This window comes from Pseudomonas sp. LBUM1664, from assembly GCF_059695895.1.
This window is the reverse complement of the sequence record NZ_CP166791.1, coordinates 2,794,212-2,819,543: the sequence shown is the minus strand read 5'-3', so window position 1 is coordinate 2,819,543 and position 25,332 is coordinate 2,794,212. Positions and strand designations below refer to the sequence as shown.

At 62.5% G+C, this 25,332-nt stretch carries 23 protein-coding genes; 9 read left to right on the top strand and 14 right to left on the bottom strand.

Going from position 1 to position 25,332, the window contains the following annotated elements:
* Positions 1–81: 81 nt before the first annotated feature.
* The 8 genes from ACA047_RS13230 to gspG form a co-directional block, all read right to left on the bottom strand.
* Entirely contained in the window at positions 82–1,254 is a 1,173-nt protein-coding gene (locus tag ACA047_RS13230) for a substrate-binding domain-containing protein (RefSeq protein ID WP_497359622.1), read from the bottom strand.
* Between the two features lie 409 nt (positions 1,255–1,663).
* Positions 1,664–2,875 (bottom strand): type II secretion system inner membrane protein GspF, encoded by a 1,212-nt coding sequence (gspF, locus tag ACA047_RS13225; protein WP_497359620.1) that lies wholly within the window; start codon positions 2,873–2,875, stop codon positions 1,664–1,666.
* Entirely contained in the window at positions 2,875–4,293 is a 1,419-nt protein-coding gene (gene gspE / locus ACA047_RS13220) for a type II secretion system ATPase GspE (protein ID WP_497359618.1), read from the bottom strand. Before gspE ends, gspF begins: the two co-directional genes overlap by 1 nt.
* Before the next feature lie 169 nt (positions 4,294–4,462).
* Positions 4,463–6,820 (bottom strand): type II secretion system secretin GspD, encoded by a 2,358-nt coding sequence (gene gspD / locus ACA047_RS13215; protein WP_497359616.1) that lies wholly within the window; start codon positions 6,818–6,820, stop codon positions 4,463–4,465.
* Complete coding sequence (locus ACA047_RS13210; protein ID WP_497359615.1) at positions 6,817–7,377, bottom strand: type II secretion system protein M; 561 nt, start codon at positions 7,375–7,377, stop codon at positions 6,817–6,819. Before ACA047_RS13210 ends, gspD begins: the two co-directional genes overlap by 4 nt.
* The gene (gene gspL, locus ACA047_RS13205; protein ID WP_497359613.1) at positions 7,370–8,548 is read right to left on the bottom strand and encodes a type II secretion system protein GspL; all 1,179 of its coding nucleotides are present in this window, start codon (positions 8,546–8,548) and stop codon (positions 7,370–7,372) included. The genes ACA047_RS13210 and gspL overlap by 8 nt, the downstream gene beginning before the upstream one ends.
* Complete coding sequence (gene gspK / locus ACA047_RS13200; protein WP_497359611.1) at positions 8,545–9,531, bottom strand: type II secretion system minor pseudopilin GspK; 987 nt, start codon at positions 9,529–9,531, stop codon at positions 8,545–8,547. Before gspK ends, gspL begins: the two co-directional genes overlap by 4 nt.
* An 8-nt stretch (positions 9,532–9,539) precedes the next feature.
* Complete coding sequence (gene gspG, locus ACA047_RS13195; RefSeq protein ID WP_497359610.1) at positions 9,540–9,989, bottom strand: type II secretion system major pseudopilin GspG; 450 nt, start codon at positions 9,987–9,989, stop codon at positions 9,540–9,542.
* A 149-nt stretch (positions 9,990–10,138) separates the two neighbouring features.
* On the opposite strand from gspG, the gene gspI reads away from it, so the two are divergent.
* Entirely contained in the window at positions 10,139–10,513 is a 375-nt protein-coding gene (gspI, locus tag ACA047_RS13190; protein ID WP_497359609.1) for a type II secretion system minor pseudopilin GspI, read from the top strand.
* Positions 10,514–10,553: 40 nt separating this feature from the next.
* On the opposite strand, the gene ACA047_RS13185 is transcribed toward gspI, so the two are convergent.
* Positions 10,554–10,985 (bottom strand): type II secretion system protein N, encoded by a 432-nt coding sequence (locus ACA047_RS13185; RefSeq protein ID WP_497359608.1) that lies wholly within the window; start codon positions 10,983–10,985, stop codon positions 10,554–10,556.
* Between the two features lie 119 nt (positions 10,986–11,104).
* On the opposite strand from ACA047_RS13185, the gene gspH reads away from it, so the two are divergent.
* Both gspH and ACA047_RS13175 read left to right on the top strand, forming a co-directional pair.
* A complete protein-coding gene (gene gspH / locus ACA047_RS13180) occupies positions 11,105–11,557 on the top strand; it encodes a type II secretion system minor pseudopilin GspH (protein ID WP_497359607.1) in 453 nt (150 codons plus the stop codon).
* Entirely contained in the window at positions 11,554–12,165 is a 612-nt protein-coding gene (locus ACA047_RS13175) for a type II secretion system protein GspJ (RefSeq protein ID WP_497359606.1), read from the top strand. The genes gspH and ACA047_RS13175 overlap by 4 nt, the downstream gene beginning before the upstream one ends.
* A 68-nt stretch (positions 12,166–12,233) precedes the next feature.
* On the opposite strand, the gene ACA047_RS13170 is transcribed toward ACA047_RS13175, so the two are convergent.
* From ACA047_RS13170 to ACA047_RS13160, 3 genes are read right to left on the bottom strand one after another with little or no spacing between them, the layout of a single operon-like run.
* Positions 12,234–13,175 carry a FecR family protein gene (locus ACA047_RS13170; protein WP_497360338.1) on the bottom strand — a complete coding sequence of 314 codons (942 nt, stop codon included), beginning with the start codon at positions 13,173–13,175 and terminating at the stop codon, positions 12,234–12,236.
* A 37-nt stretch (positions 13,176–13,212) separates the two neighbouring features.
* The gene (locus tag ACA047_RS13165; protein ID WP_497359605.1) at positions 13,213–13,758 is read right to left on the bottom strand and encodes a sigma-70 family RNA polymerase sigma factor; all 546 of its coding nucleotides are present in this window, start codon (positions 13,756–13,758) and stop codon (positions 13,213–13,215) included.
* A complete protein-coding gene (locus tag ACA047_RS13160) occupies positions 13,755–14,387 on the bottom strand; it encodes a TonB C-terminal domain-containing protein (RefSeq protein ID WP_497360336.1) in 633 nt (210 codons plus the stop codon). The genes ACA047_RS13165 and ACA047_RS13160 overlap by 4 nt, the downstream gene beginning before the upstream one ends.
* 205 nt (positions 14,388–14,592) lie before the next feature.
* Between ACA047_RS13160 and ACA047_RS13155 the strand changes: the two genes are divergently transcribed.
* Positions 14,593–14,934, top strand: coding sequence for a hypothetical protein (locus ACA047_RS13155; RefSeq protein ID WP_497359604.1), 342 nt, complete (start codon positions 14,593–14,595; stop codon positions 14,932–14,934).
* Between the two features lie 60 nt (positions 14,935–14,994).
* Here ACA047_RS13155 and ACA047_RS13150 read toward each other — a convergent pair whose 3' ends face one another.
* Positions 14,995–15,435: a carboxymuconolactone decarboxylase family protein gene (locus ACA047_RS13150; protein WP_497359603.1), complete on the bottom strand. Its 441-nt coding sequence runs from the start codon at positions 15,433–15,435 to the stop codon at positions 14,995–14,997.
* Positions 15,436–15,637: 202 nt separating this feature from the next.
* Here ACA047_RS13150 and pdxR point away from each other — a divergent pair, with 202 nt between their 5' ends.
* The 3 genes from pdxR (at position 15,638) to ACA047_RS13135 (ending at position 18,146) form a co-directional block, all read left to right on the top strand.
* Entirely contained in the window at positions 15,638–17,071 is a 1,434-nt protein-coding gene (gene pdxR, locus ACA047_RS13145; RefSeq protein WP_497359602.1) for a MocR-like pyridoxine biosynthesis transcription factor PdxR, read from the top strand.
* Between the two features lie 123 nt (positions 17,072–17,194).
* A complete protein-coding gene (locus ACA047_RS13140) occupies positions 17,195–17,476 on the top strand; it encodes an antibiotic biosynthesis monooxygenase family protein (RefSeq protein ID WP_497359601.1) in 282 nt (93 codons plus the stop codon).
* 265 nt (positions 17,477–17,741) lie between these two features.
* Positions 17,742–18,146 carry a cupin domain-containing protein gene (locus ACA047_RS13135; protein ID WP_497359600.1) on the top strand — a complete coding sequence of 135 codons (405 nt, stop codon included), beginning with the start codon at positions 17,742–17,744 and terminating at the stop codon, positions 18,144–18,146.
* Positions 18,147–18,257: 111 nt separating this feature from the next.
* On the opposite strand, the gene ACA047_RS13130 is transcribed toward ACA047_RS13135, so the two are convergent.
* On the bottom strand, positions 18,258–23,126 hold the full coding sequence (locus ACA047_RS13130) for an NAD-glutamate dehydrogenase (protein ID WP_497359599.1): 4,869 nt from the start codon (positions 23,124–23,126) through the stop codon (positions 18,258–18,260).
* Positions 23,127–23,626: 500 nt separating this feature from the next.
* On the opposite strand from ACA047_RS13130, the gene ACA047_RS13125 reads away from it, so the two are divergent.
* Together ACA047_RS13125 and ACA047_RS13120 are read left to right on the top strand one after the other, a co-directional pair.
* Positions 23,627–23,980: a hypothetical protein gene (locus ACA047_RS13125; RefSeq protein WP_497359598.1), complete on the top strand. Its 354-nt coding sequence runs from the start codon at positions 23,627–23,629 to the stop codon at positions 23,978–23,980.
* Between the two features lie 248 nt (positions 23,981–24,228).
* Positions 24,229–25,254: a LacI family DNA-binding transcriptional regulator gene (locus ACA047_RS13120; protein ID WP_497359597.1), complete on the top strand. Its 1,026-nt coding sequence runs from the start codon at positions 24,229–24,231 to the stop codon at positions 25,252–25,254.
* The last annotated feature ends 78 nt before the right edge of the window (positions 25,255–25,332 follow it).

Here is a 25,332-nt window from a genome sequence, read left to right as displayed (position 1 = left end):
TTCTCGCCGCTCGATAGGCAAAAAAATCAGCAACGGCTCGCGCCGTTGCTGATCGGTGTTGCGTGTCGCTCAAGCGTGGTGTTACAGCGGACGACCAATGTTGTTGCAGACGTTGGTGTTGCCGATGCTTTGAGCGTTGGAAGTGGTCAGGAAGCTGCTACGAATAGCAGCTTTCCAGGCTGTTGGCAGCGGTACGAAGCGATTGTCGGTGATAGCGCCGTCGTTGCTGTTGGCCACGTTGGCGTTGTAATGACGGGTGAAGAAGTCACGCACTTGCGTGCTTTGAGCAGCGTTGGCGTAGCACTGGCTGAAGATCAGGTTGGTGAAGCCCAGGATCGGATAGCCGGTGGTTGGGTAAGCTACAACGCTTGGGTCGTTCGGGTTGGTGGTTGCAGCGAACACCGGTACCCAGGCGTTCGGGTTAGAACGGTTGGCGGCCGCTGGAACCGCGACAGCAGCGATGGCCGACGACACGTTGGCGGGGGCTGGGGAAACACCGGCAACGCGAGCGACTTTGGTGGCGTCGTCCAGGCCGGCCAGGGTAGTGGCCGCGTAGTCCGGGCTCATGTAGGTGATGCGACCTTGGGCAGCGTTCACCGCGGTCATCACAGCCTGGCTGCCAGTGGCGGATACGGCGCCGGCTGGCAGGCCGCCGCTGTAGCTGGAGGCGAAGTTGGTGGTGATGGCGAAGGTGCCGGTTTCAGCGCACTTGGCGTTCAGGAAGCGGGTGAACAGCTCGGAGGTGCCGCTGCTCTCGGCACGGTAAACCACGGTGATCGCGCCGGTACGGCCAGAGCCGGTGATCTGGTTCCAGTCGGTCAGACGGCCGGAGAACACGCCGCACAATTGGTTGACACTCAGGTCGACGTTAGCGGTGCCGGTCTTGTTGAAAGGAATGGCAACCGAAGTGGCAACCGAAGGCACCTGGATCAATGGACCCCAGGCAGCACCGTGATTGGTCACGTAGCCATCCAGTTCAGCCTGGGTGAGCTTCGAATCGCTACCCGCCCAGTGCACGTTCTTGCTGGTGTTACCAGCCACGAACTTGGTGTAGTCGTTGTTCAGGAAAGCGGCCTTGCCGGCACCGCTGCCCACACCGATGTATTGGGCAAAACCGGTGGTGAGCACACCAGCAGTCTGGTACAGAGGCTGAGGCAAGGTAGCACCGCCGCCGTTGACATCAGCCATGGCGGCCTGAGCGGCGCAGAGGCCGGCGAGGGTCAGGGATACCGCGAGAACGTTGCGCTTAAACATGAAGAATCTCCTTTCATCGTGTTCGTACGTAGGTTGGGTGACGCGTGCTTGCCGTCATGGCGCTCGGTCCTGTAGCCGATGGCGGTGGGGTGAGGCCATGGGTTAGAAATTCGCAGCTTCCAGTGACAGATAAGGGAAAAAACCTCGGGAGCCGGAGGCTGTTTTCAAAGGGTTTTCCTCGGGTGTTCGCGGGCTCTGGGCTGGGTTTTCAGGCGGCTTTTTCGGCGTTGCGTCGGGGCTGGCGATGGAGGTGCCGGCGGGGTGGTTGTCTGACGATGGAAGATGACAGAACGAGGAACCCGAGTTTGGCGCTGGCAAGGCTCGGGAGGTGTCGCGGCGCTGCATTTTTTTTATTCGCCCCGCTGTTGTGGTGAGGGAACTTGCTCCCTCACCACGCGATTGTCCGTGTTTATTGGACCAACTGATTGATCTCGATAATCGGCAACAGCACCGCCATGACGATCACCAGCACCACGCCGCCCATGACCACGATCATCAGCGGTTCCAGCAGCGCGGTCATGCCCATGGCCCGGCGTTCGATGTCTCGGGACAGGGTTTGCGCGGCGCGTTCAAGCATCGGTGGCAGGCAGCCGGTTTTCTCGCCGCTGGCAATCAGGTGGATCAGCACCGGCGGGAAGACTTTTTCCACCCGCAGCGCCGACGCCAGGTTGACCCCTTCGCGGACCTTGGCCGTGGCATCGCTGACGCTCAGGCTCAGGCGGTCGTTGGATAACGTCTGGCGCGCCGCCTCCAGGGCACGCAACAAAGGCACCCCTGCGCCGCCGAGAATCGCCAGGGTAGAAGCAAACCGCGCGGTGTTGAGCCCCAGCACGAAACGGCCGATCAGCGGCAGGCGCAGCACCCGGGCGTGCCAATTCAACCGCGCTTGCGGGTTGCGCAAATACATCCGCCAGCCCCAGAACCCACCGGCCAGCACGCCGAAACACAACCAGCCCCAGGCGCGGATGAAGTCGCTGGCGGTGAGCATCGCCAGGGTCAGGCCGGGCAAGTCTTGCCGGGCCTGGGAAAACGCACTGACCACCTGGGGCACGACATAGCTGAGCAGGAAAATCACAATGGCGATCGACACCAGCCCCACCACTCCCGGATAGATGAACGCCGTGAGGATCTTGCCCCGCAGGTTGTTGCGCTCTTCGATGTAATCCGCCAGCCGCTCCATGACCTGGGCCAGGTCGCCGGACTCTTCACCGGCGGCAATCAGTGCCCGGTAGATTTCCGGAAAGTCCCGTGGCCGCGCCGCCAGGGCTTCGGCCAGACGCATGCCGCTGCGCACGTCGGCGCGCACCGCGCTCAGGGTCTGGGCGATGTGCTTGCGCTCGGCCTGCTCCACCGTGGCGCTCAGCGCAGCCTCTAACGGCAGGCTCGCCCCCAACAGGCTCGCCAGTTGCCGGGTGGCCCAGGCCAGGTCGTTGTCCGAGAGCTTGGCGCTGAACAGTCCACCGCCGTTGGCCTGGTGTGTGTTGCGCTCGACCTGCACCTGCAATGCCGTCAGCCCGCGGCTGCGCAACAGGTTGAAGGCGGCACTCTGGCTGTCGGCTTCCAGGTGTCCGGATTCGATCTTGCCCTGGGCGTCGGCGGCCTCGAAACGGTAGCGATTCATCAGGCGTCCCGTGTCACGCGCAAGATTTCTTCAGGAGCCGTGGCGCCGCTACGGACCCAGCGCTCACCGTCCTCACGCATGCTGAACATGCCGGCCTGGCGCGCGGCGGCGCGCAGCGCTTGTTCCCCTGCCCCTTGGTGGATGAGCGTGCGGATGTCATCGTCGATGCAGAATAACTCATGGATGCCGGTGCGGCCGCTATAGCCGGTCTGGTTACAGGCCGCGCACCCCACCGGACGCCAGGTGCCGGGCGTAGCCGGATCGGCTTGTTTGCAGTGAGGGCAGAGCCTGCGCACCAATCGCTGAGCGAGCACGCCGAGCATCGAAGATGCCAGCAAAAACGGCTCGACGCCCATGTCGATCAAGCGGTTGATGGCCGAAACCGCGTCGTTGGTGTGCAGAGTCGCCAGCACCAGGTGACCGGTCAGGGAGGCCTGCACGGCAATTTGTGCGGTCTCCAGGTCACGGATTTCACCGATCATGATGATGTCCGGGTCTTGGCGCAGAATCGCCCGCAGAGCCAGGGCGAAGGTCATGTCGATCTTGGCATTGACCTGGATCTGGCTGATGCCCGGCAGGTCGTATTCCACCGGATCTTCCACGGTGAGGATGTTGCTGGTGCTGGCGTCCAGCCGGGCCAGGGCGGCGTAGAGGCTGGTGGTCTTGCCGCTGCCGGTGGGGCCGGTGACCAACACGATGCCGTGGGGCTGGCGGATCAGGTGATCGAGTTTGCCCAGTACGTCCGGGTCCATCCCCAGGGTTTCCAGTTGCAGGCGCCCGGCCTGTTTGTCCAGCAAGCGCATCACCACCCGTTCGCCGTGACCGGTGGGCACCGTGGAAACCCGGATGTCGATGGGTCGCCCGGCCACCCGCAGGGCGATGCGCCCGTCCTGGGGCAGGCGTTTTTCGGCAATGTCGAGTTGGGCCATGATCTTGATCCGCGACACCAGCGCGCCGTGCAAGGCCTTGCGTGGCGAAACCACGTCTCGCAGGGTGCCGTCGACCCGGTAACGCACCACCGAATGGCTCTCGTAGGGTTCGATGTGGATGTCGCTGGCCTCGTCCCGGGCGGCCTGGGTCAGCAAGGCGTTGATCATGCGGATCACCGGTGCACCGTCCTGGGTGTCCAACAGATCGGTGATCTCAGGGATGTCCTGCATTAATCGGTCGAGGTCGACTTCGTTTTCCGCCGCGCCCACCACGGCGGCGGCGCTGCCGGTGTCGGCGTAGGCGGTGTTGAGCAGCCCGTCGAGTTCCTCGTCGCGCACCCGCTCCAACCGCACCTCGCCGAACTGACGGCGCACTTCACTGATGGACCAGCCCGGCGTGGAGGGGCACACCATCAACACCGCGCCGTCTTCGGACTGGCGCAATACCAGGCGTTGGGCCTTGGCCCAGGCGTATGGGAGGGTGTTCATGAGAACAACGCCTCTGTTACTGAGAGGCACACCGTGGCGAGGGAGCTTGCTCCCGCTGGGTTGCGAAGCGACCCCACACAGGTTGAATGCAATTTGCCTGACACACCGAGGCGCCAGGGTTCAGGACTGCTACGCAGCCCAGCGGGAGCAAGCTCCCTCGCCACGGCACTCATTGTCCAACCGGCTCCGTTGCAGGAACCGCCTTGATCACCGCCCTGGGCGTTTGCAGCCCGGCAGGCGCGGCCACTGGAATCGCCTTGGCCGAAGCCGGCAATTGCGGTGCTTGCATGTCCGGCATCGCCCAGCTGCGTTCCGGTTGCAGTTGGACTTGGGCGCGGCGCATGAAGTCGTAGCGGTTGAGGGTGATGCCGCGTCCCGCCGCTGTGTCGCGGATGATGTAGGGCCTCAGGAACACCATCAGATTGGTTTTGGTGATTTGCCGCCGTTCGTTGCGAAACAACGCACCGATGCCGGGAATGGTCGACAGCCACGGCACCGCATCGTTGCTCTGGCTGTAGCTGTCCTGCAACAACCCGCCGAGGACCATGATCTGCCCGTCATCCAGCAGGATGCTGGTGTCGATGGCGCGCTTATTGGTCACAACCCCCGTGGTGCTCGAAGCGCGGTCGTCGACGCTGCTGACCTCTTGATAGATATCGAGCTTGACCGTGCCACCTTCGGAAATCTGCGGCCGGACATTGAGCTTCAGGCCGACCTCCTCGCGGGTCACGGTCTGGAACGGGTTGTCGCTGGAGCTCCCACCGGTGACGTAGCTGCCGCTGACGAAGGGGATGGTCTGGCCGACAAAAATGCTCGCCGCTTCGTTGTCCAGGGTGAGTAAGTTGGGCGTCGACAACACGTTGGTGCCGCTCTTGCTCTTCAAGGCCCGGGCCAGGACCTTGAGGTCGAGGATCTTGCCGATGCCGGGAATGTCCACGGTCCCATCCACAATCCCGAGGTTCAGGCCCTGGGGCAGCACGTCGATGCTGGTCTTGCCGTTGACGTTGAGCCCCGTGCCGCCCAGATTGACGCCGCCGATCACTCCGCTGCCACCCAGGTTACCGGACTGCCATTGCACGCCGAACTCGCTGGCATCGTCCTCGCCGACCTCGACAATCAGGCTCTCGATCACCACTTGGGCGCGGCGCTGGTCCAGCATGTCGATGACTTCCCGCAGGTTGCGGTACAGCGGGTCCGGCGCGGAAATCAGCAAGGTATTGGTGGTGGCGTCGGCCTGGACGGTCACGCCGCCAGCGCTGAAGGCCGTGTTCTGCTCGTTCTTGGTCGAAGCTGAAGTATGCCCGCTGCTGCCCTGGGCGTAGCTGTTGCCGCTGGTCGACGTACTGCCACTGGTGGTGGTACTGGAGCTATCGCTGTTACTTTGCCCACTGTTGCCGCTGGTGCTGGCGCCCATGCCACTGAGCACCGAGCGCGAGTTGTCTTTGCCCTCCCCTTCGCTTTCCCCAGTGAGCAAACCGCGCAGGGCCTGGGCCAGTTTGCCGGCCTGGGCATTGCGCAGGTACACCACATGCAAATTGCTCGGGTTGTTCTGGGCGTTGTCGAGTTTGTAGATGAGGTTGCGCGCCAGCTCCGTACGCTCGGGGCTGCCGGCGCGAATGATGATGGAATTGGAACGCGGGTCGCCAATCACGTTGATTTTTTGGGTCTGGTCGCTGCCCTGGGTTTCCAGCAACTCGGAAACCATTTGCGCGATGTCCACGGCGATGCCGTTCTGTATCGGCACCACGTCGGTGTCGATGGCGCTCGGGGTGTCGATACCTTCAATGATCTGCGCTACGCGCGCGAGGTTTTCGGCGTAATCGGTGACGACGATGGTGTTGTTGCCGGGGTAGGCATTGATCGGATTGTTCGGCGAAACGATTGGGCGCAGCACCGGGATCAGGTTCACCGCGTTTTCGTATTGCAGGCGAAAGGTGCGGGTCAGCATGCCGTTACCGGCCGGTTTATCAGCGTTGTAGATCGGCCCCCCCAGCAGCTTGGCGTCGGCCTCGGGCACCACCTGCGCCACGCCGCCGACGTCCACCACGCTGAAGCCCTGCATACGTAGCGCGGCCAGCAGCATCTCATAGGCCTGGTGAGCCGGCACCTGGCCTTCGGAAACCAGCGTCAGGTTGCCCTTGACCCGGGGGTCCACCAGAAATTGCTGGCCGGTGGAACGGGACAGGGCTCGCACCACGGCCTGAATGTCGGCCTCGACGAAGTTCAGGGTCACCGGCTGATCGCCCAGCGGGTTGCGCGCCGGCGTGCTGCTGCGAGGTTCGCGGGCACGGGACGTGAGAGCGACCTGGTGCCGCACCGCTGGCTTCTGTTCACGCAAGGCTTGGGCCCGTTGGCGGTCCATCAGCGCATCGCCGCTGCGCTGGGTACTGCCCAGCGGCAAGCCCAGTTCACTGTCCACCAGCAATGGTGGCTGTGACGCTGGCGGCGTGCTATTGCACGCGCTCAGTGCAAGCAACAGCAATGGCGCGGCCTTGCGCCAATGACTTGGGTATCTGAACCCCTTCATGAAGCGTCCTTAGCGCCTGGCGCCTGATTCATGCGAACGGTTCCGGACAGTGTGCCGGCGGTGTTGTCGGAATTGGCCGGGGCCGTGCGCTGCAAGCGGGCCTCGATCACTTCCAGGGAGAATTGTCGTGGGTTGCCCAGCAGCCAGCCGATCACCGCATCGGCGGGAGCGTCGTTTAAGGTAAGTTGCCAGGCGCTGGGTGTTTCGGCGCTGGGCCCCTGCAACTGGTAGTGCTCGCTCAACCCGCTGGCGTCCAGGGTCTGGCGCAGAACCGTTTCGAGGGGCTGGCCTGCTGCTGCGGGGCCGCCGATGTCCCGCAGCAGCACTTCGAGGGCTTCGGTCTGCGAGCGCAGTTTCGGCGTTTCGGCCTGCCAGTGCGCAAGGGTTTTGAGCGGCGGCTGGATCAGCCCCAGCCAGACCAGATAGCCGCCCAGCACCAGCGCGGCCAAGGCCACGACGCGTTGCTCGCGCACGGCCAGGCCCTGCCAGGACGTCCGGCAACGCGTGCGAAGGGCTTGCCAACGCGCCCACAGCAGTGCCAGCGATTGCTTATTCATCGTCTGCTTCCGGAGTTGCGTCGGGGTTGCCCTGAGTTCCTTGGTCGGCCGGGGCCACACGCAGGGTCCAGCCCTGGTCGAGGGCTGCGACGTCGATGCCAGCCTGGGTCAGAGGGGTTTTCCAGTCGTTTTCAGCGGATGTTTTTTGCGCCTCGGCCACGACCTTCAGGCGCAACTCACCGTTCTCGAACACCAGCTCTTGCACGTTACCGCTCATGAACGGCATGGCGTCGCCCGCCTGTTGCACCAGGCTGGCGAAGCGTTGAGCCGGGTCCGTCACCGTCCCCTTCTGGCGAGCGGTGATTTGCTGCCGCGCCTGTTGCAACGGGTTGAGAATCACTGGCAATTCAGGAAACGCCTGCTTCACCCGCTGGCTCATCTGCGCCTTGAGCCGTTGGCCCTGGGCCGCTTCACGGGCGGCGTAGAGATTCAGGCCAACGACCCACACGGCCAGCGCAACCGTACAGATCGTCGCTGCCCGGCCCCAGCCGCCGCGCCCGGCCAAGCCATGGCTCAGGCCGGCATGCAAGCCCCAGCCCGGCGCAGCACCGGTCCAGCGCTGGGTGGCAGGCAAGGTGCTCATCGACGCCTGCGGCGACTCGCCCACCCAGTGCAACCCGGCCCCGGCCTCCATCAACCACTCATCCATGGCCTCTTCCAGCAACGGCTGCACCACGGCGTGCTGCACGCTGTAGCGCACCAGCAGGTGGCCGTCTTCGATGCAGGCCACCGGCCCGGACAGCACTGGCAAGGCGTAGGCCGCCGGATAGAGGCCGCGCAGTTTCAGGCCGGCCTGATGCAGGATCTGGCCCAGGATGGCGAGCGATTCACGCTCCAGCCAGGCGATCTGTACCTGGCCGTCGGCACCGCGAGGGCTGTGGGCCACGTGCATGCGCTCGCTGGCACCGAGCATCAGGGCCTGGGTCGCACAGGTCACCGCAGCGGTGATTTTCGCCGCCGGCAACAGCGGTAATTCCAGGCAGGTCAGCAAGCTGTCGCGAGGATGGAGAAAACATTCCACCCAGAGGCTCTTCGCGCCCAGGCCCAAGTCCCGGAGACTGCTGCGCCCTTGGTCACGAACCTGACCCTGGCGGTCCAGCCAGGCGAACGCCAGTGGAGTGTCGAGGCTCAGGTTGCCCAGCGGCACCAACGCCACCCGTAAGCGATTCATACGCCCACCCGTGACCAGATCACCTGGGGCAAACGGTCCTGGCTGCGTTGCAGCAAAGCATCCAGCTCGACCCGCCGTTGACCGCTGCGCGCCTGGCCCCGCAGGCGAAACCAGTCGCTGGTGATGCCGACCTTGACGGTGGTCGTTTCCAGCTCTGGCATGCGCAGGCGATTGACGAAATCCCCGCGATTGATAAACCAGTGGCCGCCGTCCCGCTCGGCGACCAGCGCCTGGGCCCGTTGCAACGACAGCCCCGGCACGTAAGCGGCCAGCACCGGGGCGCTGGCCGTGTTGCCGTTGAGCCAGGTATTGGCCGGCAGGATGGTCACGTAAGGCATCAGCGTTTCCAGTAACGCCGAGGTGACACCCCTGACGCTGCGCAGATCTTGCAGCGTACGAAGCATGGGCCGCGTAGGCGCCACCGGCGAGTCGAAAGCTTGCGGCGAGGTGCTGCGGCCGCTGTCGAATGTACCGCTGACCGGGGTCTTTTGCGCCGGCGTCGGATTCGACACGCGCGGGTACGCGGTAATCACTCGCTCGACGATGCCCGCGCGTACCGTTGCCGCGACACCAAGCTGCTCGCACAACCGTTCGAAAGCACGCACCTGTTCCTCATCCACTCGTTCATTGGCAACAAGGTTGCGCAGGTTGAATTTGCCTTGCTCATCTTCCAGTTGTCCTTCGAACGGCGTGTCGATCTGGCTCGAACCGGGTATCACAATGGGCTTCGTCCAGGGCTGGCCGACACGCGTCAAGGGGTCGCGCTGGCGAGCGTCCCATAACAACTGACGACTCAGTTGCAGGCCTCCTTGCAACCGCGCTGAGCCTTGGATACGCAACTGCTCGGCTTCCAGGCTGCGGGTGAACAGCGTCTGGCGGGTGAGCATGCCGCCGGCGATAACGGCCACCACGGCGGCGATCAGCAAGGCACTGATGACCGCCATGCCGCGCTGCTTCGCCGCGATGGGCGAATCCGTTCGCATCACGGCCCTTATAGCTGCCAGGAGCCGATGTCGGCGTTCACGCCGTCGCCATCAGGCTGACCGTCGGCCCCCAGGGAAAAGATGTCCACTTCGCCATTGGCACCGGGGTTGAGGTAGTGGTAGGGGCGGCCCCAGGGATCGTTGGGCAGGCGTTCCAGGTAAGAGCGCCAGGTGCCATTTTTTGCATCGGCGGGCCGTTCTACCAGCACCTTGAGGCCCTGGTTCATGCTCGGGTAACTGCCGTGATCCAATCGATAGAGCTTCAAGGCTTGCATCAGGCCGCCAATGTCCTGTTTCGCCGCCGTCGCCCGAGCCTGGTCGGGACGGTCGAGCACCTTGGGCACCACCATCGCCGCCAGGATGCCAAGGATGACCACCACGACCATGATTTCGATCAGGGTGAAACCCTGCTGCCCGCGTGGGCCTTGGAGACGGGCGTTGTAACGGGCAATCTGCATCTCGACGGTCCTTCGCTGGATTCGATTCGAGGCGCAGTGTTGCAAGAAAGTATGTCAGCGATATTGAAAATGCTCAGGAGCTTAAGTCGTCAATTGGTCACGAACGCTGGCTAGCCTTGGGAACTGCTTTCATCCATCGAGCCCGCGCAATGCCACGCTCTGCTCCGCAAGCCGGCTTCACTTTGATCGAAGTACTGGTGGCCCTGGCGATCATCGCCGTGGCCATGTCGGCAGCGGTGCGCGTGGCCGCGGTGATGACCCAGAGCAATGGCCTGTTGCGGGACAAATCCATCGCCCTGCTAGCGGCCCGTAGCCAACTGGCGCAGTTGCGTCTGGAGGGGCGTTTTGCGCTGGGCTCAAAGGTGTTCGAATGCGATCAAGGGCGGTTGCTGCTACGTTGCGAACAGACCCTGCGCCTGGCGGAAAATGGCCAGATGTTGCGGGTGGAGCTGACCGTGTCGGACCGCAGCCACGAAGCACCGCCATTGGCTCGGCTGGAGACGCTGGTCAGTCGGGAAAAATAAAAACTGAACACTAGCCTTGTGGCTAGGGTTCGGTGTGATTTCAGGGGCGGGTCAGCGGCGGCAACACCACCGTATCCGGCAACCGCGCAAGAGCCAGCCGGGTTTGCTCATTGCCCCGTTCGATCACCACGGCCTGCGCCTCGATCGACACCAGCCGTATCCCTTGGGCGACCCGCTCACCGGCCAGGAAACTGCGAGGTGGCCCGTCATTGAGACTGAGGATCGCCACGGATCCGCGGGCACCGGCCATCACACCGCTGACTTTGATATCCACCGGTGCCGGCTGATTGGAGAACCATTGCAGCGCCGGATTATCGGGACGTTCGGCCATGCGTTGCGGGGCGACATCCGGTGTGCGGGACTCGGCCGATGTCAGCAGCAGCGAAGACCAGGTCGCCACCCCGGCCAACGCCGCCAACAGGCCCAGCACCTGAACGATTTGCGCCGGGGATACACGCTCGATAAACGCCATGGCCTGGATCTCCTTTTTTTGATTCCAGCCCCCAGCGTACGCATCAATTCTCTCCGTTTTATTTCACATCCTTATCATCTTCAGCGTGCAGGATGAATCCTGACGCAAAGGAGCGCGCTATGGCCCGGGGCAAGCAACGCGGTTTCACCCTGATCGAATTGATGGTGGTGCTGGTGATCATCGGCATTGCCAGCGCCGCCGTAAGCCTGAGCATCAAGCCAGACCCGTTGAAATTGCTGCGCCAGGACGCCGAACGGCTGGCGCAGCTGTTGCAACTCGCCCAGACCGAAGCCCGCACCGACGGGCGGCCGATTACCTGGCGCTGGAACGCGAAGGGGTTCAGCTTTAACCGCAGCGCTGATCGAGGGCCGGCGCTGGATCGCTTCAAGGACGACCCGCAACTGCATCCGCGTGCCTGGCAGAGCCCATCAATGGACATTCGCGTGGAGCCCAAACAGCGGGTCGTGCTGAGCGGCGAATGGATCGGCGAGCCCCTGCAAATTCGTCTGTCGGACGGCCAGAACAACCTCAGCGTCCAGCGCAGTGCCGCCGGGCGGGTGCAAGTCCAATGAACCGCCGGGAGAGAGGCTTCACCTTGCTTGAAGTGATGGTGGCGATCCTGTTGATGGCGGTGGTCAGCCTGATCGCCTGGCGTGGGCTGGACAGCGTGACTCGGGCCGACAGTCATTTGCAGGCCAGTACCGAGCAGACTGAGGCCTTGCTGCGAGTGTTAAACCAGTTGGAGCTCGACGTGGCCCTGCGCGCCAGCGTCGAGTTGAGCGAACCGGTAAAACCCGGAGTCGACGACGAACCTTCGACCGCTCCGCCCGCCCTCACCGTGCGCAGCACCGACGGCCGTGGGTTGCGCCTGGACGTGATCCGCGTGGCCGCCACTCAGCAGGGCGAGTTGCAACGGGTACGCTGGTGGCTCAAGGGCGACACACTTTACCGCGCCCAAGGCCAGGCCCGCAGCCGCTACCCATTACCCGCACCCGGTGCGGGGGTAGCAGTGCTCAGCGAAGTCAGCGATGCAGGGCTGCGGTTCTGGGACAAGGAAAAGGGCTGGCGCAAACTCAGCGGCAATCGGCAGGAGAACCCGCAGGGTATCGAAATCAGCCTGACACGACAGACGCCCCAGGGTGTCGAAAAGTATCGGCAGGTGTTGGGGCCGCTGGAGTGAGGGGAGCCCACGCAGCCCCATGTGGGGCGGGCTTGCTCGCGAAGAGGCAAGCCCAGCCACCGCTGACCTCAGCTAAGCACCACCACCCCACCCGGCAACTCGGTGCATTTGGCGCCGTAGGCATCGCGGATCAACAGTGCCACGCCAGCCAGTTGGTCGAGACGGAAACGCGCCTGAACCTTGCGCTGGCCCAGTTCGCGATTGAGCAACAGCAACATGCCAGGACGGTAGCGGTTGATCTCGTCGATGACGCTGGCCAGGGTCGCGTCGTTGAACACCAGCACCTGCTCGCGCCAAGCAATGGCGGCTGACACATCGGCGTTCTGTGGGGTGCCTACCCGGCGAGTGTCGTAGGTCAGTTGCATGCCCGGCTCCAGGCGAAAACTCTGGCCTTGCACCTGAACCTGTACAACGCCTTCCAGGCAGGTCGCGCAGACGCTCTGATCGGTGTAGCGGATATTGAACCGCGCCCGGGCGGCGCTGATCCAGCCCGCGCCAGCCTGGACGCTGACCATCGAGGCGCTGCGCCCCTGCACTTCAATCTCTCCACCGAGCAATTCCAACCCTTGCCCGCCCTCAGCCAGCGGACGGTGGCTGAGACGGGTCTGGGTGTTGAGCTCCAGGCTGACGCCATCGGCCAGGTCTACCCGGCGTTGTTCGCCGACTTCGGTAATGTAGTCGGCACCCAGTCCGGATACGCCACCGGGCACCGTGGCCCGGATCAACAGGAAACCTGCCGACGCCGCGATCGCGCCGCCGAGCAACGCCCGGCGCCCGAAATGCCGCGGCCCCTGCAACGCCACGGCGGCCGGTTGCAACCCGTGCCACAGGGCCTTGGCCTGTTCGAAGGCGTGGGCATGTTCGGGGCTTTGTTCGCACCATTGGCGCAAGGCTCGGGCATCAGCCACAGTGGCGCGTCCCGAGGTCAGCAGGATCAGCCAATCTCGGGCCTCACTGGCCAGTCGAGCCTGGGGCATGGCGTCAGGGGAAGCGATGCTGAAGATGTTCAAGCGCACACATACTCACGAATTGATCTGGTCTCTACTCTCAAGACGGTTTTCCCGCGCCGGGACCGAACCGCTGAATAACTTTTCTTTCCAGGCGCAGGGCGCAATGCCCCAACGCAGCCTTGATTTCCTTCTCTACCATACGCGTGGAAATACCAAACCGCTGAGAGATTTCCAGGTGCGGCGCTTCCTCCAGGCGCGCCGCGATGAAAATCCTGCGGCGCCGTGACGGCAGCTCATACAAGGCCTTGAGCAGAATCTGCAACTCCTTCTGCCCGCCCACCACACGGGCCGGATCCAGGGATTCATCGCAAATCTGCAGCAACTCCTCGATCTCACCGCCAGTAAGCAGGCGAGCATCGGACTGTCGACGGTCGGCGGCAATGTTCAGGGCCATACGATACAGATAAGCGTTGGGCTGAGCGATGTCCGGCGTCTCGGTCATACGATCGACCCGCAGATACGTTTCATGCAGCACATCGTTGGCCAGTTCCTCGGAGCCCAGGCGCCTGCGCAGGCGTACCTTGAAATCCTCGTAAGAGGTGAGGAACAACTTGACCATAGGGCTGCGACCATTGTCTTTCATGGCCCAGACACCCCTTCACCTGCTGTGCATTCCATGCTTCTTCCTGATGAGTCGGGTAACAAAAGCAGGGTCACCGGTTGGCGCAACGAACTGGGCGCCGGGCGGTCGATCCTGAGGTTTTGCAAGCTGTTGACCAACGCCTTGTCACGCATCAGATCACCACTGGAACTGACCAGGCGGCTATGCTGAACCACCCCGTCACGGCCGATCCACACTTGCAGCACCGCCCGAAAATTTCCCGGATGGGTCAACGGTGAACGACACAGGTTGCGCTGGATGACCGTCTGGATCGCTGCTGCATAATTGCTGTTACTCAGGCCGGGGATAATGCCGGGAGGCAGTGGCACTTCTCGGACCTGTACCGGTTGTAGCGTGAACGCATCCTCTCGGGCGTAATGTGCCGCAAGCCCGGTACCGCTGAGCAATACATTCAATCCTTCGGAGGGCGTGAACCGTCCCTGGACGCCCAACGTATGGCGCCGGCTCGATAACAGGTGGTCCACCAGCACAGCCATACCCGTCGCACGGCTGAACTGCTCCAGCGCCGTGTTCAGCTCCTGGGGCGCAATGTCCAGGTCCACCAAGCCGACCGCCTGAACCGGCGGAGCCTGCAGACACAACAACATCACCAGCCACCCCAAGGGCGCCCAGGTCAATCCACGCCTGCGTCCACCCTCGGCTCTGCCTTGTTGCACGACTGACGTATCCGTTGAAAACCGTCATCCTGAGGGGTGTTTATGAATCTCGTATGACGACTGATACAAAACCCTCGAGCCACACTAGACTGATGCCCTGACAACGAGCCGTCCCCTGCGACGACCCAGGAGGCCAGTGATGAAACAGTGGATGAGAATGACGGCAGGCCTCGGCCTGCTCATGACCCTGCCCTGGGCCCAGGGCGAAGAGGCTCCGGCGTGTATCGAGGTGACCGTCGGCGGCTACAAGACCCCCGACTACAACTGCCTGAGCCGACAGATGGCCAACGACCCGCACGCCGCAACTGCGGCACAACGGGCGCAGGACGCCTTGGATGTACCCGTCAACGAACGCGCACCGAGCAGCATCGGCCTGGCGACCCCGGCAGCCACCGGCGTGCGCATGGGCAACACGTTCGGCACCTCGGTCAAGCCCCAGCGGCCGCCTGTTCCGGCGGGTAGCTCGTCGCCGCCAAAGTAACGATTTCGTTACAGTGGAGAGCCACAGGACACTGCTCGGGCGGGATCAAGCGACAAACAATCAGGCACTGGGACTTTGGCGAAAACTCACCGCCAGCCGGTTCCAACTGTTGATCGTGCTGACCGCCAGGGTCAGGTCCACCAATTCCTCCTCGCTGAACAAGGCACGGGCCTGGGCATAGACGTCATCCGGCACCTGGCTTTCGGCCAATAGCGTTACCACTTCGGTCCAGGCCAGGGCGGCGCGTTCGCGGGGGGTGAAAAACCCGCTGTCGCGCCATACCGCCACCGCGTAAAGACGCCGTTCGGGCTCGCCCAGGCGTCGCGCTTCCACCGAATGCATGTCGGTGCAGAAAGCACAGCCGTTGAGTTGCGAGGCGCGGATTTTGATCAAGTGCAGCAACGCCGGTTCGATACTCAGGCGGCTGGTCAGCGCCTCCAGGCCGATCATCGCTTTCATCGCCCCGGGGGACGCACTGTAGTAATCCAGACGCTGGCTCATGGCGGTTTCCGTGGCGGTTGATACCTGCACGGTAGGCCTTGGGATCCGTCAGCGACAGGTCCAATTCGTCGAAAAACCCAGGACCACTTCGCACAAGGCCAATGGGCGGGATTTTCTCCACGCAACTTCTATGCAATCGCACAATGCGGGTAATCTTGACCCTTTGACGCTTGCCGCCACAATCGCCCAGGAGCTTGCGGGTATGGAACTTCATGTTGTCATCAACGGCCGCAAGGACCTGGCAGGCCAGTTGTATCAACAATTGCGCAGCGCCATTGAAAGCGGTCGCCTGGCCGCCGGCACGCAACTGCCGCCCAGCCGCTTGCTCGCCGAACAGTTGGGCGTTTCGCGCAAGACCGTTTCCGACACCTACGCCCAACTGACCTACGAAAATTTCCTCACCGGCATCATCGGCAAAGGCACCTACGTCAATGCGCGACCGGCCAAAATCGTGCGCAAACAAAGCCACCGGGAACTGGCCGGCGCCGATGTCGTCGAGGCTTGGCGCAGCATGCCGGACCTGCTGCGCCACCCGACACTCGAAGGTGCGTTGCGTTATGACTTCATCGGCGGCGCCACCGGCAAGGGCCAGTTTCCACTGGATGACTGGCGTCGTTGCACCGCCCATGCCCTGCGCCAGATCGCCAGTACCAAGGGCTTCTACAGCCAGCCCGAAGGCTTGCCAGCGCTGCGCAACGCCATTGCCCGACACATCGCGTTTTCCCGCGGGGTCAATTGTCAGGATGATGACGTGGTGGTGTGCAACGGCGCGCAGCAGGCCCTGGACCTGATCTCGCGGGTGTTGACCCGCCCCGGCAGCCTGGTGGCCATGGAAGATCCGGGTTATCCGCCGGCGCGGCTGCTGTTCGGCTCCCAAGGCGCCACCGTGGCCGGGGTGCCAGTGGATGACCAGGGCATGCGCGTGGACCTGATCCCCGATGGCACACGGCTGATTTATGTGACGCCTTCTCACCAGTTTCCCCTGGGCATGCCCATGAGTCAGGCTCGCCGCGAGGCCTTGCTGGCGCGGGCCTATGAGCTGGGGGCGATCATCATCGAAGACGACTATGACAGCGAGTTCCGTTACGAAGGCCGGCCCGCCGATTCGCTGCAAAGCATGGACGAGCGCGGGATCGTGGCGTACGTCGCAACCTTCTCCAAAACCCTGCTGCCGGAGCTGCGGCTGGGTTACGCCATCCTGCCGCCGGCGATTCTCGAAGCGGTGATCCTGGCCAAGCGCCTCACCGACCAGCACACTTCCACCCTGCCCCAGTGGGCACTGGCCAAGTTCATCGCCGAGGGCTGCCTGCTCAAACACATCCGCCGCTGCCATACCCTGTATGCCGGTCGACGTGAACGGATACTGGCCCGCATGGCCGGGGACTTGTCGCCCTGGTTCGAGGCCGTGCCCACCACCGCTGGCTTCCACATGGCGGTACTGTGCAAGGTGCCGATCGACCTGGCGCTGGTGATCGAGTTGGCGAAAAAAGCCGAAGTCGGGCTGTACAGCCTCGATGGTTTTTTCAACGATGTACCGGTGCGACCGGGCCTGTTCTTCGGTTTCGGGGCCATCGAAACCCTGGACATCGACATCGCCCTCGACCGTCTGCGGGACATTCTGCAGCAAGTGGCCTGAGGGATTGGACTGGGGATTTATCAGCCCATTGGCTGTTGGAGCCCCGCGCCGGGAGGCCTATCCTGCATGGGTGTCGCTCATCGCTGAGCGAACCCCGTCCGACTTGATTCAGGAGCCTGAACAATGTCTCGCCAAGTGATCAATACCGTCCAGGTGCAAGCCGCCGCCGGTCGCTCGGAAGAACTGGGCCGGCAGTTGCAGCAAATCGTTGAGACCCTGCGTGCGCTTCCGGGCTGCGATGCCTACATGGTTGACCGTTGCCCGGAGACTGGCGACCGCTGGAACGTCAGCGCCCGCTGGCAATCGGAAGCGGCGATGCAAGCCCACTTCAACTGCCCCGAGGTGCAGGGCTTCATCAGCCTGATCGACAACCGCCTGGCCCGAAGTGTGGATTTCAACAGCTGACACCCCGAGCCCGTAGGAGCTGCCGAGTGCAACGAGGCTGCGATCTTGTCCAATCCAATTAAATCTCAAGCAAAAGATCAAAAGATCAAAAGATCACAGCCTTCGGCAGCTCCTACGGAGGGTTACCTTTCAAGTTTGGTGGATCGCGGCATTGGTCTACCCGCCTTCCGAAAGATTGGACGTTTGTTTGCCCCACCGTGGGGCTTAGGGTGAATCCATCGCCGCGACAGCGCGAACTCACTCGAAACCACCAAGGCCACCTGCCATGAAAACCCTCTATCTGATCGCCGCTCTCAGCCTGTTGCCCGTCGCCCAGGCCTATGCCCACGAAGCCGCGCCTTCGGAGAAGGTCACCGTGTTGCAGGAACAGATGCTGAAAAACCTGCCCGGTAAAAAAGCCATGATGCTGACCGTCGACTACGCCCCAGGCCAGTCGTCCATTGCCCACAAGCATGAGGGCACAGCCATGGCCTACGTGCTCGAAGGCGCCATCACTTCCCAGGTCAAAGGCGAGCCGGCGACCACCTACAAGGCTGGGGAATTCTGGTACGAGGCGGCAGGGTCCGAGCACCTGGTTTCGAAAAACGCCAGCGCGACCCAGCCGGCGAAACTGCTGGTGTTCATGGTGCTGGGCGAGGATGAAGCGGTGTTGATTCCGCTGAAAAATTAACCGACCACAACACAATACGCACAGGGATCTCTGTTCGCTCATGAATCGGGAATCAAATCCAAAAAAAAGCCCCGCATCTCTCAATGCGGGGCTTTTTCATTCAACCCAGGATCAGTTGGCCGTAACGACCGCCTGACCACTCAACGCCAGGTCCAGCAGTTCGCGGTTGGCGACCGCGTACATGGCGTAGTCGGTGCCGCTGGCGGCACGGATGTCCACCAACATGGCGCGCCAGCGCTCGACCATGCTGCGATGCTGCTCCAGCCACAGCGCCAGGCGCGTTTCCACGTCCTGAGTGCCGTCGCCCTCTTGCAGGACCGAGATGGTGATCGCCCGTTGCTGCCAATCGATGTCATCGCGGAACGCTTCACGGGCCAGTGCCTGCCAGTTGTTTTCCACCGGCAGTGCGCTGATCTGTTGCAGGTACCAGGTAATGTCCAGGGCGCTGCCCACGGCGAAGTAGGCCTTGGCCACATCGGCGGCGTTCTGGCCGGTGACGTCGGACGCCTCGATGATCGGCAGCAAGGTGTACAGGTGGGTGGTGCCTGCAACCATACGGGCCAACAGCTCCGGCACGCCAGCCGCCACGTAGGCTTGGTAACGGGTCTGCCAGCCTTCACGGGTCGGGCCTTCCAGCAGTTCGTCGAGCTTGAGGCCCAACGCCGCCAGGTGCGGACCGAAGTGAGCGACGTCACGGGCAGCGTTCTGCTCGTTACGGCGGCTGCGCAGGAACCAGCGAGTTGCGCGACGGCCCAGGCGCATCAGCTCGTCCATCAGCTCCAGTTGCACGTCGGCCGAAACCTGGTGGTCCAGGGCTTCGATCTGACGGAACCAGTGCGGGAGATGGAAGATGTCCCGAACGATCACATAAGCGCCAGCAACGTTCGCCGGACTCATGCCCGTAGACTCTTTGAGCCTTTGGACGAAAGTAATGCCCATGTGGTTGACCAGGTCGTTGGCGATCTGGGTGCTGACGATCTCGCGCTTGAGACGATGGCGACGCATGGCTTCGGAGAACTTGCTTACCAGCATCGGCGGGAACGCAGTCTCCATGTCACGGGTCAGGTACTCGTCGTCCGGCACCAGGGAATTGAGCAGCGCTTCCTTGAGGTCGATCTTACTGTAGGAGATCAGCACCGACAGTTCGGCACGGGTCAAGCCATGGCCTGCCGCGACACGTTCGGCCAGTTGGTCTTCAGTCGGCAGGAACTCGATGGCGCGGTCCAGCTTGCCCCGGGCTTCGAGATCGTTCATCAGGCGCTTGTATTCGGCGATGCGCACAAACGCGCGACGCGCCGCCAGGGACAGGGCCTGGGTCTGCTTGTAGTTGTTGCCCAACACCAGGCCACCGACTTCGTCGGTCATGCTGCCAAGCAACTGGTTACGTTGCTTCTCGGTCATGTCGCCGGCCTGCACCACTTCGTTGAGCAGGATCTTGATGTTCACTTCGTGGTCGGAGCAGTCCACGCCGCCAGCGTTGTCGATGAAGTCGGTGTTGGTGGCGCCGCCATGCAGGCCGAATTCGACGCGACCCAGCTGGGTCATGCCCAGGTTACCGCCCTCGCCCACGACCTTGCAGCGCAGCTCGTTGCCGTTCACACGCAGCGCATCGTTGGCCTTGTCGCCTACATCGGCGTGGCTTTCGGTGCTGGCTTTGACGTAAGTGCCGATACCGCCGTTCCACAACAGGTCCACCGGGGCCTTGAGCAAGGCGTTCAGCAGTTCGGTCGGGGTCAGTTTGTCGGCCTTGATGTCGAAGCGCTCTTTCATCTGCGGCGAGATGGCGATGCTCTTGGCGCTGCGCGAGAAGATACCGCCGCCTTCGGACATGATGCTGGCGTCGTAGTCGGTCCAGGCCGAACGCGGCAAGTCGAACAGACGCTGGCGCTCGGCAAAGCTGCTGGCAGGCGTAGGGTTTGGATCGATGAAAATATGCAAGTGGTTGAATGCCGCGACCAGTTGCAGCTTGTCGGACATCAACAAGCCGTTACCGAACACGTCGCCGGCCATGTCGCCGACGCCCACCACGGTGATGCTGTCTTCCTGGACATTGATGCCGCGCTCGCGGAAGTGACGCTGAACGCCAACCCACGCGCCCTTGGCGGTGATGCCCATTTTCTTGTGGTCGTAGCCAGCCGAACCGCCGGAGGCAAACGCATCGCCCAGCCAGAAGCCGTAATCGATGGCGATGCCGTTGGCGATGTCGGAGAAGGTCGCAGTGCCTTTGTCCGCCGCCACCACCAGGTACGGGTCATCGTCGTCATGACGCACGACGTTGGCCGGCGGCACCAGCGCGCCCTCCTTGAGGTTGTCGGTGATGTCCAACAGGCCCGAGATGAAGATGCGGTAGCAGGCGATGCCCTCGGCTGCGATCTCGTCCCGGCTGCCGCCCAGTGGCAGGCGACGCGGCAGGAATCCACCCTTGGCGCCCACCGGCACGATCACCGAGTTTTTCACTTGCTGAGCCTTCACCAGGCCCAGCACTTCGGTGCGGTAGTCTTCTTCACGATCAGACCAGCGCAGGCCGCCGCGGGCAACGTTGCCAAAGCGCAGGTGCACGCCTTCGACCCGTGGCGAGTACACGAAGATCTCGAACTTGGGCACCGGCTTGGGCAGTTCCGGGATCAAGTGCGGGTTGAACTTGAAGCTGAAGTAGGACTTGTTCTGACCGTTGGCATCGGTTTGGTAGAAGTTGGTCCGCAGGGTGGCCTTGATCAGGTCCAGGTAGCGACGCAGGATGCGGTCTTCGTTGAGCACCTGAACGTCGTCCAGGGCCGTGAGGATCGCCTGTTCCAGGCGCAGCTGCTTGTCTTCCAGGTCGTCGCCGCTGAGTTTGCGGGCCAGGTAGAAGCGGGTCTTGAACAACCGGGTCAGTTCGCGAGCGATGTCCGTGTGGTTGTTCAAAGTACTGGCGATGTAACCCAGGTCGAAGCCCAGGCGAATCTGCTTCAGGTAACGGGCGTAGGCACGCAGCAGTGCCACGTCGCGCCATGGCAGGCCGGCAGTCAGCACGAGGCGGTTGAACGCATCGTTCTCGGCATCGCCACGCACGATGTGGACGAAGGCATCCTGCAAGGTGTCGTTGAGCTGCTGGATGTCCAGGTCCAGGCCTTCGGCGGCGGTGAAGGCAAAATCATGGATCCAGAACTCGCGGCCATTGGTGTGGCGCAGGCGGTACGGGAACTCACCCAGCACGCGCAGGCCGAGGTTTTCCAGGATCGGCAGCACATCGGACAACGCCAGCGGCGTGTCGGCGTGATACAGCTTGCAATGCAGTTCGCGCTGGCCGGATACCTGGCCCAGCGGCTGGTAGAAACTCATGACCAGCGGATTTTTTTCGCTCAGGCTCAGCAGATGCTGCATGTCGACCACGGCCGAGTGCGCAGCAAAACGCTCACGGTAGCCGGCCGGGAAGCCTTTGGGGAAATCGGACAGTACGTTGGTGCCCTGGGCTTCGCCGAAGCTTTCGATCACCAGGTTGGAGTAGTCGTCCTTCCAGCTGCGGCAGGCCTGAACCACTTCTTTTTCCAGCAACACCGGGTCGATGTCGAGACGGTTTTTGGGGTCCACTCGCAGGATCAACTGCACGCGGGCCAACACCGATTCGGAGAAGAAGGTCCAGAACTCGCAATCCGAGGCTTTCAGACGATCCATCAGTACTTGCTGGATTTTCTGGCGCACTTCGGTGGAATAGATGTCGCGTGGCACATAGGCCAGGCAGTAGCAGAAACGGCCATACGGGTCTTTGCGCAGGAACACGCGGATCTTGTTGCGTTCCTGGATCTGCACGATGGACATCACGGTGCTGAACAGCTCGTCCACCGGGGTCTGGAACAGGTCGTCACGGGGCAGTACTTCGACCACTTGGGCCAGTTCCTTGCCCAAGTGTGCCTTGGCCTGGAAGCCCGAGCGACGTTCGATTTCTTCGACCTTGTGGCGGATGTACGGAATGACCCGCACGCTCTCGCCATACACCGAGGAGGTGTACAGGCCCATGAAGCGGCATTCCTTGATGACCTTGCCGTCGGCGTCGATGACACGGATCGACACGTAGTCCGGGTAGGCCGGACGGTGTACGCGGCTTGGGTGTGCTGCCTTGGCGAACGACAGCAGGGTCGGTTCGCGCAGGTAATTGACGGCGTAGTCTTCGATGCGCAGGTCATCGGCGGTGAGGCCGGCGCGCAGCAGTTTGGTCAGGCCGAGGAAGGAATCGGGGTTGTACTCGATGTGACCGCCATCGGCTTCGTCACGGACCACGAACTCTTCGTAGCCGAGGAAGGTGAAGTGGTTGCCCACCAGCCATTCCAGGAAGCTCTTGATTTCACTTTTTTCGTCGGCATCGATGGCGTAGGCGCTATCGTCCAGGCCGGCGAGGATTTCCTGGACCTTGGCTTTCATCGGTTCGAAATCGGCCACCGCCACTCGCACTTCGCCCAGCACTTGCTCAAGTTCCTTGCTCAGGACGTTGAGTTCGGCGGCGTTGGCGCAGCGATCGATTTCCAGGTACATCAGCGACTCTTGCACAATGCCGTCGCCCTGGGTGCCTTTTGGCAAGACTTCCAGCAACTCGCCCTTGCTGCCGCGACGCACGCTCAGCACGGTGGTTTGCAGGGTATGAATGCTGTAGCCGCGACGGTTCAGCTCGGTGCGTACCGAATCCACCAGGAACGGCAAATCGTGGTGCAGCACTTCCACCGCGGTGTGAGTCGACTGCCAGCCGTGGCGTTCGTAATCGGGGTTGTAGACACGCACCTGCGATTGCGTGTGATCGAAGCGCTCAAGCAGGCGCCAGGCAGACAGGGTGCAGCCGGCGAGGTCGGACAACCGGCGCTGGGTGAGTTCATCGAGGGAAATGATGCCGAAGAATTGTTCAGCGAACAGCGCCACTTGTGGCAGTGCCTGTTCACTGATGTGCTGCGCCAGTGCCGCTTGCAGTTGGTGCTGGAAGTCGGCTTTGCTGGCTGCGGTGAAGAACGCCATCTGTGGTACTCCGCTTGGGCTTGTTATTGATGGAAGCGTCGCGTGCAACCCGTTTCGGGGCTGTCGGCCATCCCGTTCCTGATTCTCGGGCAGAGGAAACAGGATGACAGGTGGGTGAAGCTGGACGAGACCCGCAGGTCACATTCCTTTTCCATGTAATTTCCATGTAATGAACACCTGCAAAAAACACTCACGATGCTCTTTGCAGGTGCACATCCGTTGCGCAGCTTAACGAGTGCGACAACGTGCCTGCTTGCAGCGCTGCGACATATTCGGTCATCGGCTAGCTAAACAGCCGGTACGCCTCGAACAACCCTAGCAGCCCAAGGCCCAAACGGCACCTCGCGGCGTGAAATCCACGGCCAGGCCTGTGATCTGCTTGGCATATAGTCGCACCCGGATCTTGCAGTTTGACGGCGGGAACCCTGCACAAAATCGCTCGGGCTGGCAGAATCCACTTTTTGCACCTTGCAAGGCTCATCGAGCCAGGAACCCTCACCATGCAAATGACCACCGCCCTTCTGATCGCCAACCCGTGCGACGACGAAGAAGACAACATGGCCATGCTCTGCTGCCACAGCAGCCAGGGCGAAATGTTCCTGATGACCCGCTACCCCGACGAAGACGAACTGGAAATCGCCCTCGATGGCGAGCCTTCGACGCTGGAGGGTGTAAAGGTCACCCTAAGCCCTACCCGCCTGCTGATTGAAATTGCAGCGGCCGACGCCGATGCGCTCGATGGCCACGATATGCTGGAAATCACCCATGACACCGATGCGGCTGATCTGGCGGAAGTGGAACTGACGTTGCAGAACATTCTCAAGGGTACGGGCACCTATATAAGCCTGCTCTGAGCCTGGGACGCCAGGAATGCAACACAGGATGTTTGGTAATCCCTGTGGCGAGGGAGCTTGCTCCCTCGCCACAAGGGTTCGAGAGCATTCCCCTCACCGCACCCGGCCCAAGGCGCGGGTCGTTACCACAAAACGAACCACCGTCGGTCGCTCTCGCGTTGCGACGCCCTTGACGACCGACTGGATTCTGATGTTTCCTGAAACCGGTTTCAGAGCCACTAATAAATCCAATAGGCAGGTTTTAATCCGTGAATTCTTTCTCCGCCGCCCAGCGCAGCCGCGTGACCATGCTTGACGTCGCCGAACGCGCCGGGGTCTCCAAGGCCAGCGTCTCGCGTTTCATTGGCGAGGACCGCGCCCTGCTCTCCGAGGCCATCGCCCGGCGCATCGAGCAGGCGATCAGCGAACTGGGCTACCGCCCAAACCAGATGGCCCGCGGCCTCAAACGCGGGCGCACCCGCCTGATCGGCATGCTGGTGGCCGATATCCGCAACCCTTATTCAATTGCCGTGATGCATGGCGTGGAAACAGCCTGTCGTCGCCATGGCTATAGCCTGGTGGTGTGTAACACCGACCGCGATGACGAGCAGGAACGCCAGCACCTGGCGCTGTTGCGCGCCTACAACATCGAAGGGTTGATCGTGAATACCTTGGGTCATCACCGTGATGAACTCTTCGAACTGCGTAGCGAAATGCCCCTGGTGCTGGTGGATCGCAAGGTCGATCGGCTCGAAAGCGACCTGGTGGGGCTGGACAATCCGGCGGCCGTCGAGATGGCCCTCGATCACCTCGAACAACGGGGCTACAGCGATCTGCTGCTGGTGACCGAGCCGTTCGACGGCACCAGCTCGCGGATCGAGCGGGTCGACAGTTTCCAGGCCGGCATCAAGCGGCGCCCTGCCCTGGCCGGCGCCGTGGTGGAAACCTGCGATCAGTTGGCCGCGCGCATCAAGACCTTCCTTGCCCAGCCGGGCCATGGCCCCAAGGCGCTGTTTTGCGCCAACGGCATTGCCGCGCTGGCCGCCACCCAAGTATTGCGCGACCTGGGTTGTCACTTGTTCGACGACGTGGGCCTGATCGCCCTCGACGACCTGGATTGGTACCCGTTGGTGGGTAGCGGCATCACCGCCCTGGCCCAACCGACGGCCGAGATCGGCGCCAGTGCGTTCGAGTGTTTGCTCAAGCGCTTGCGCGGTGACAACGGACCAGTGCGGACCCTGGATTTTGCGGCGCGGTTGATTGAGCGTGGGTCGACGCTTGGGAATGGTCGGTGATGGTGAGGGCGCTATCGCGAGCAGGCTCGCTCCCACACCGGATCTGCGTTGCACTGAAGATCCCATGTGGGAGCGAGC

Excerpts from the sequence above, each read along its gene's own strand:
- gspD (WP_497359616.1), bottom strand. The coding sequence starts at position 6,820 with ATGAAGGGGTTCAGATACCCAAGTCATTGGCGCAAGGCCGCGCCATTG.
- gspK (WP_497359611.1), bottom strand. The coding sequence starts at position 9,531 with ATGCGAACGGATTCGCCCATCGCGGCGAAGCAGCGCGGCATGGCGGTC.
- gspI (WP_497359609.1), top strand. The coding sequence starts at position 10,139 with ATGCCACGCTCTGCTCCGCAAGCCGGCTTCACTTTGATCGAAGTACTG.
- gspE (WP_497359618.1), bottom strand. The coding sequence starts at position 4,293 with ATGAACACCCTCCCATACGCCTGGGCCAAGGCCCAACGCCTGGTATTG.
- ACA047_RS13165 (WP_497359605.1), bottom strand. The coding sequence starts at position 13,758 with ATGAAAGACAATGGTCGCAGCCCTATGGTCAAGTTGTTCCTCACCTCT.
- ACA047_RS13175 (WP_497359606.1), top strand. The coding sequence starts at position 11,554 with ATGAACCGCCGGGAGAGAGGCTTCACCTTGCTTGAAGTGATGGTGGCG.
- ACA047_RS13150 (WP_497359603.1), bottom strand. The coding sequence starts at position 15,435 with ATGAGCCAGCGTCTGGATTACTACAGTGCGTCCCCCGGGGCGATGAAA.
- gspG (WP_497359610.1), bottom strand. The coding sequence starts at position 9,989 with ATGCAGATTGCCCGTTACAACGCCCGTCTCCAAGGCCCACGCGGGCAG.
- gspL (WP_497359613.1), bottom strand. The coding sequence starts at position 8,548 with ATGAATCGCTTACGGGTGGCGTTGGTGCCGCTGGGCAACCTGAGCCTC.
- gspF (WP_497359620.1), bottom strand. The coding sequence starts at position 2,875 with ATGAATCGCTACCGTTTCGAGGCCGCCGACGCCCAGGGCAAGATCGAA.
- ACA047_RS13125 (WP_497359598.1), top strand. The coding sequence starts at position 23,627 with ATGCAAATGACCACCGCCCTTCTGATCGCCAACCCGTGCGACGACGAA.
- gspH (WP_497359607.1), top strand. The coding sequence starts at position 11,105 with ATGGCCCGGGGCAAGCAACGCGGTTTCACCCTGATCGAATTGATGGTG.
- pdxR (WP_497359602.1), top strand. The coding sequence starts at position 15,638 with ATGGAACTTCATGTTGTCATCAACGGCCGCAAGGACCTGGCAGGCCAG.
- ACA047_RS13230 (WP_497359622.1), bottom strand. The coding sequence starts at position 1,254 with ATGTTTAAGCGCAACGTTCTCGCGGTATCCCTGACCCTCGCCGGCCTC.
- ACA047_RS13185 (WP_497359608.1), bottom strand. The coding sequence starts at position 10,985 with ATGGCGTTTATCGAGCGTGTATCCCCGGCGCAAATCGTTCAGGTGCTG.
- ACA047_RS13140 (WP_497359601.1), top strand. The coding sequence starts at position 17,195 with ATGTCTCGCCAAGTGATCAATACCGTCCAGGTGCAAGCCGCCGCCGGT.
- ACA047_RS13135 (WP_497359600.1), top strand. The coding sequence starts at position 17,742 with ATGAAAACCCTCTATCTGATCGCCGCTCTCAGCCTGTTGCCCGTCGCC.
- ACA047_RS13155 (WP_497359604.1), top strand. The coding sequence starts at position 14,593 with ATGAAACAGTGGATGAGAATGACGGCAGGCCTCGGCCTGCTCATGACC.
- ACA047_RS13210 (WP_497359615.1), bottom strand. The coding sequence starts at position 7,377 with ATGAATAAGCAATCGCTGGCACTGCTGTGGGCGCGTTGGCAAGCCCTT.
- ACA047_RS13130 (WP_497359599.1), bottom strand. The coding sequence starts at position 23,126 with ATGGCGTTCTTCACCGCAGCCAGCAAAGCCGACTTCCAGCACCAACTG.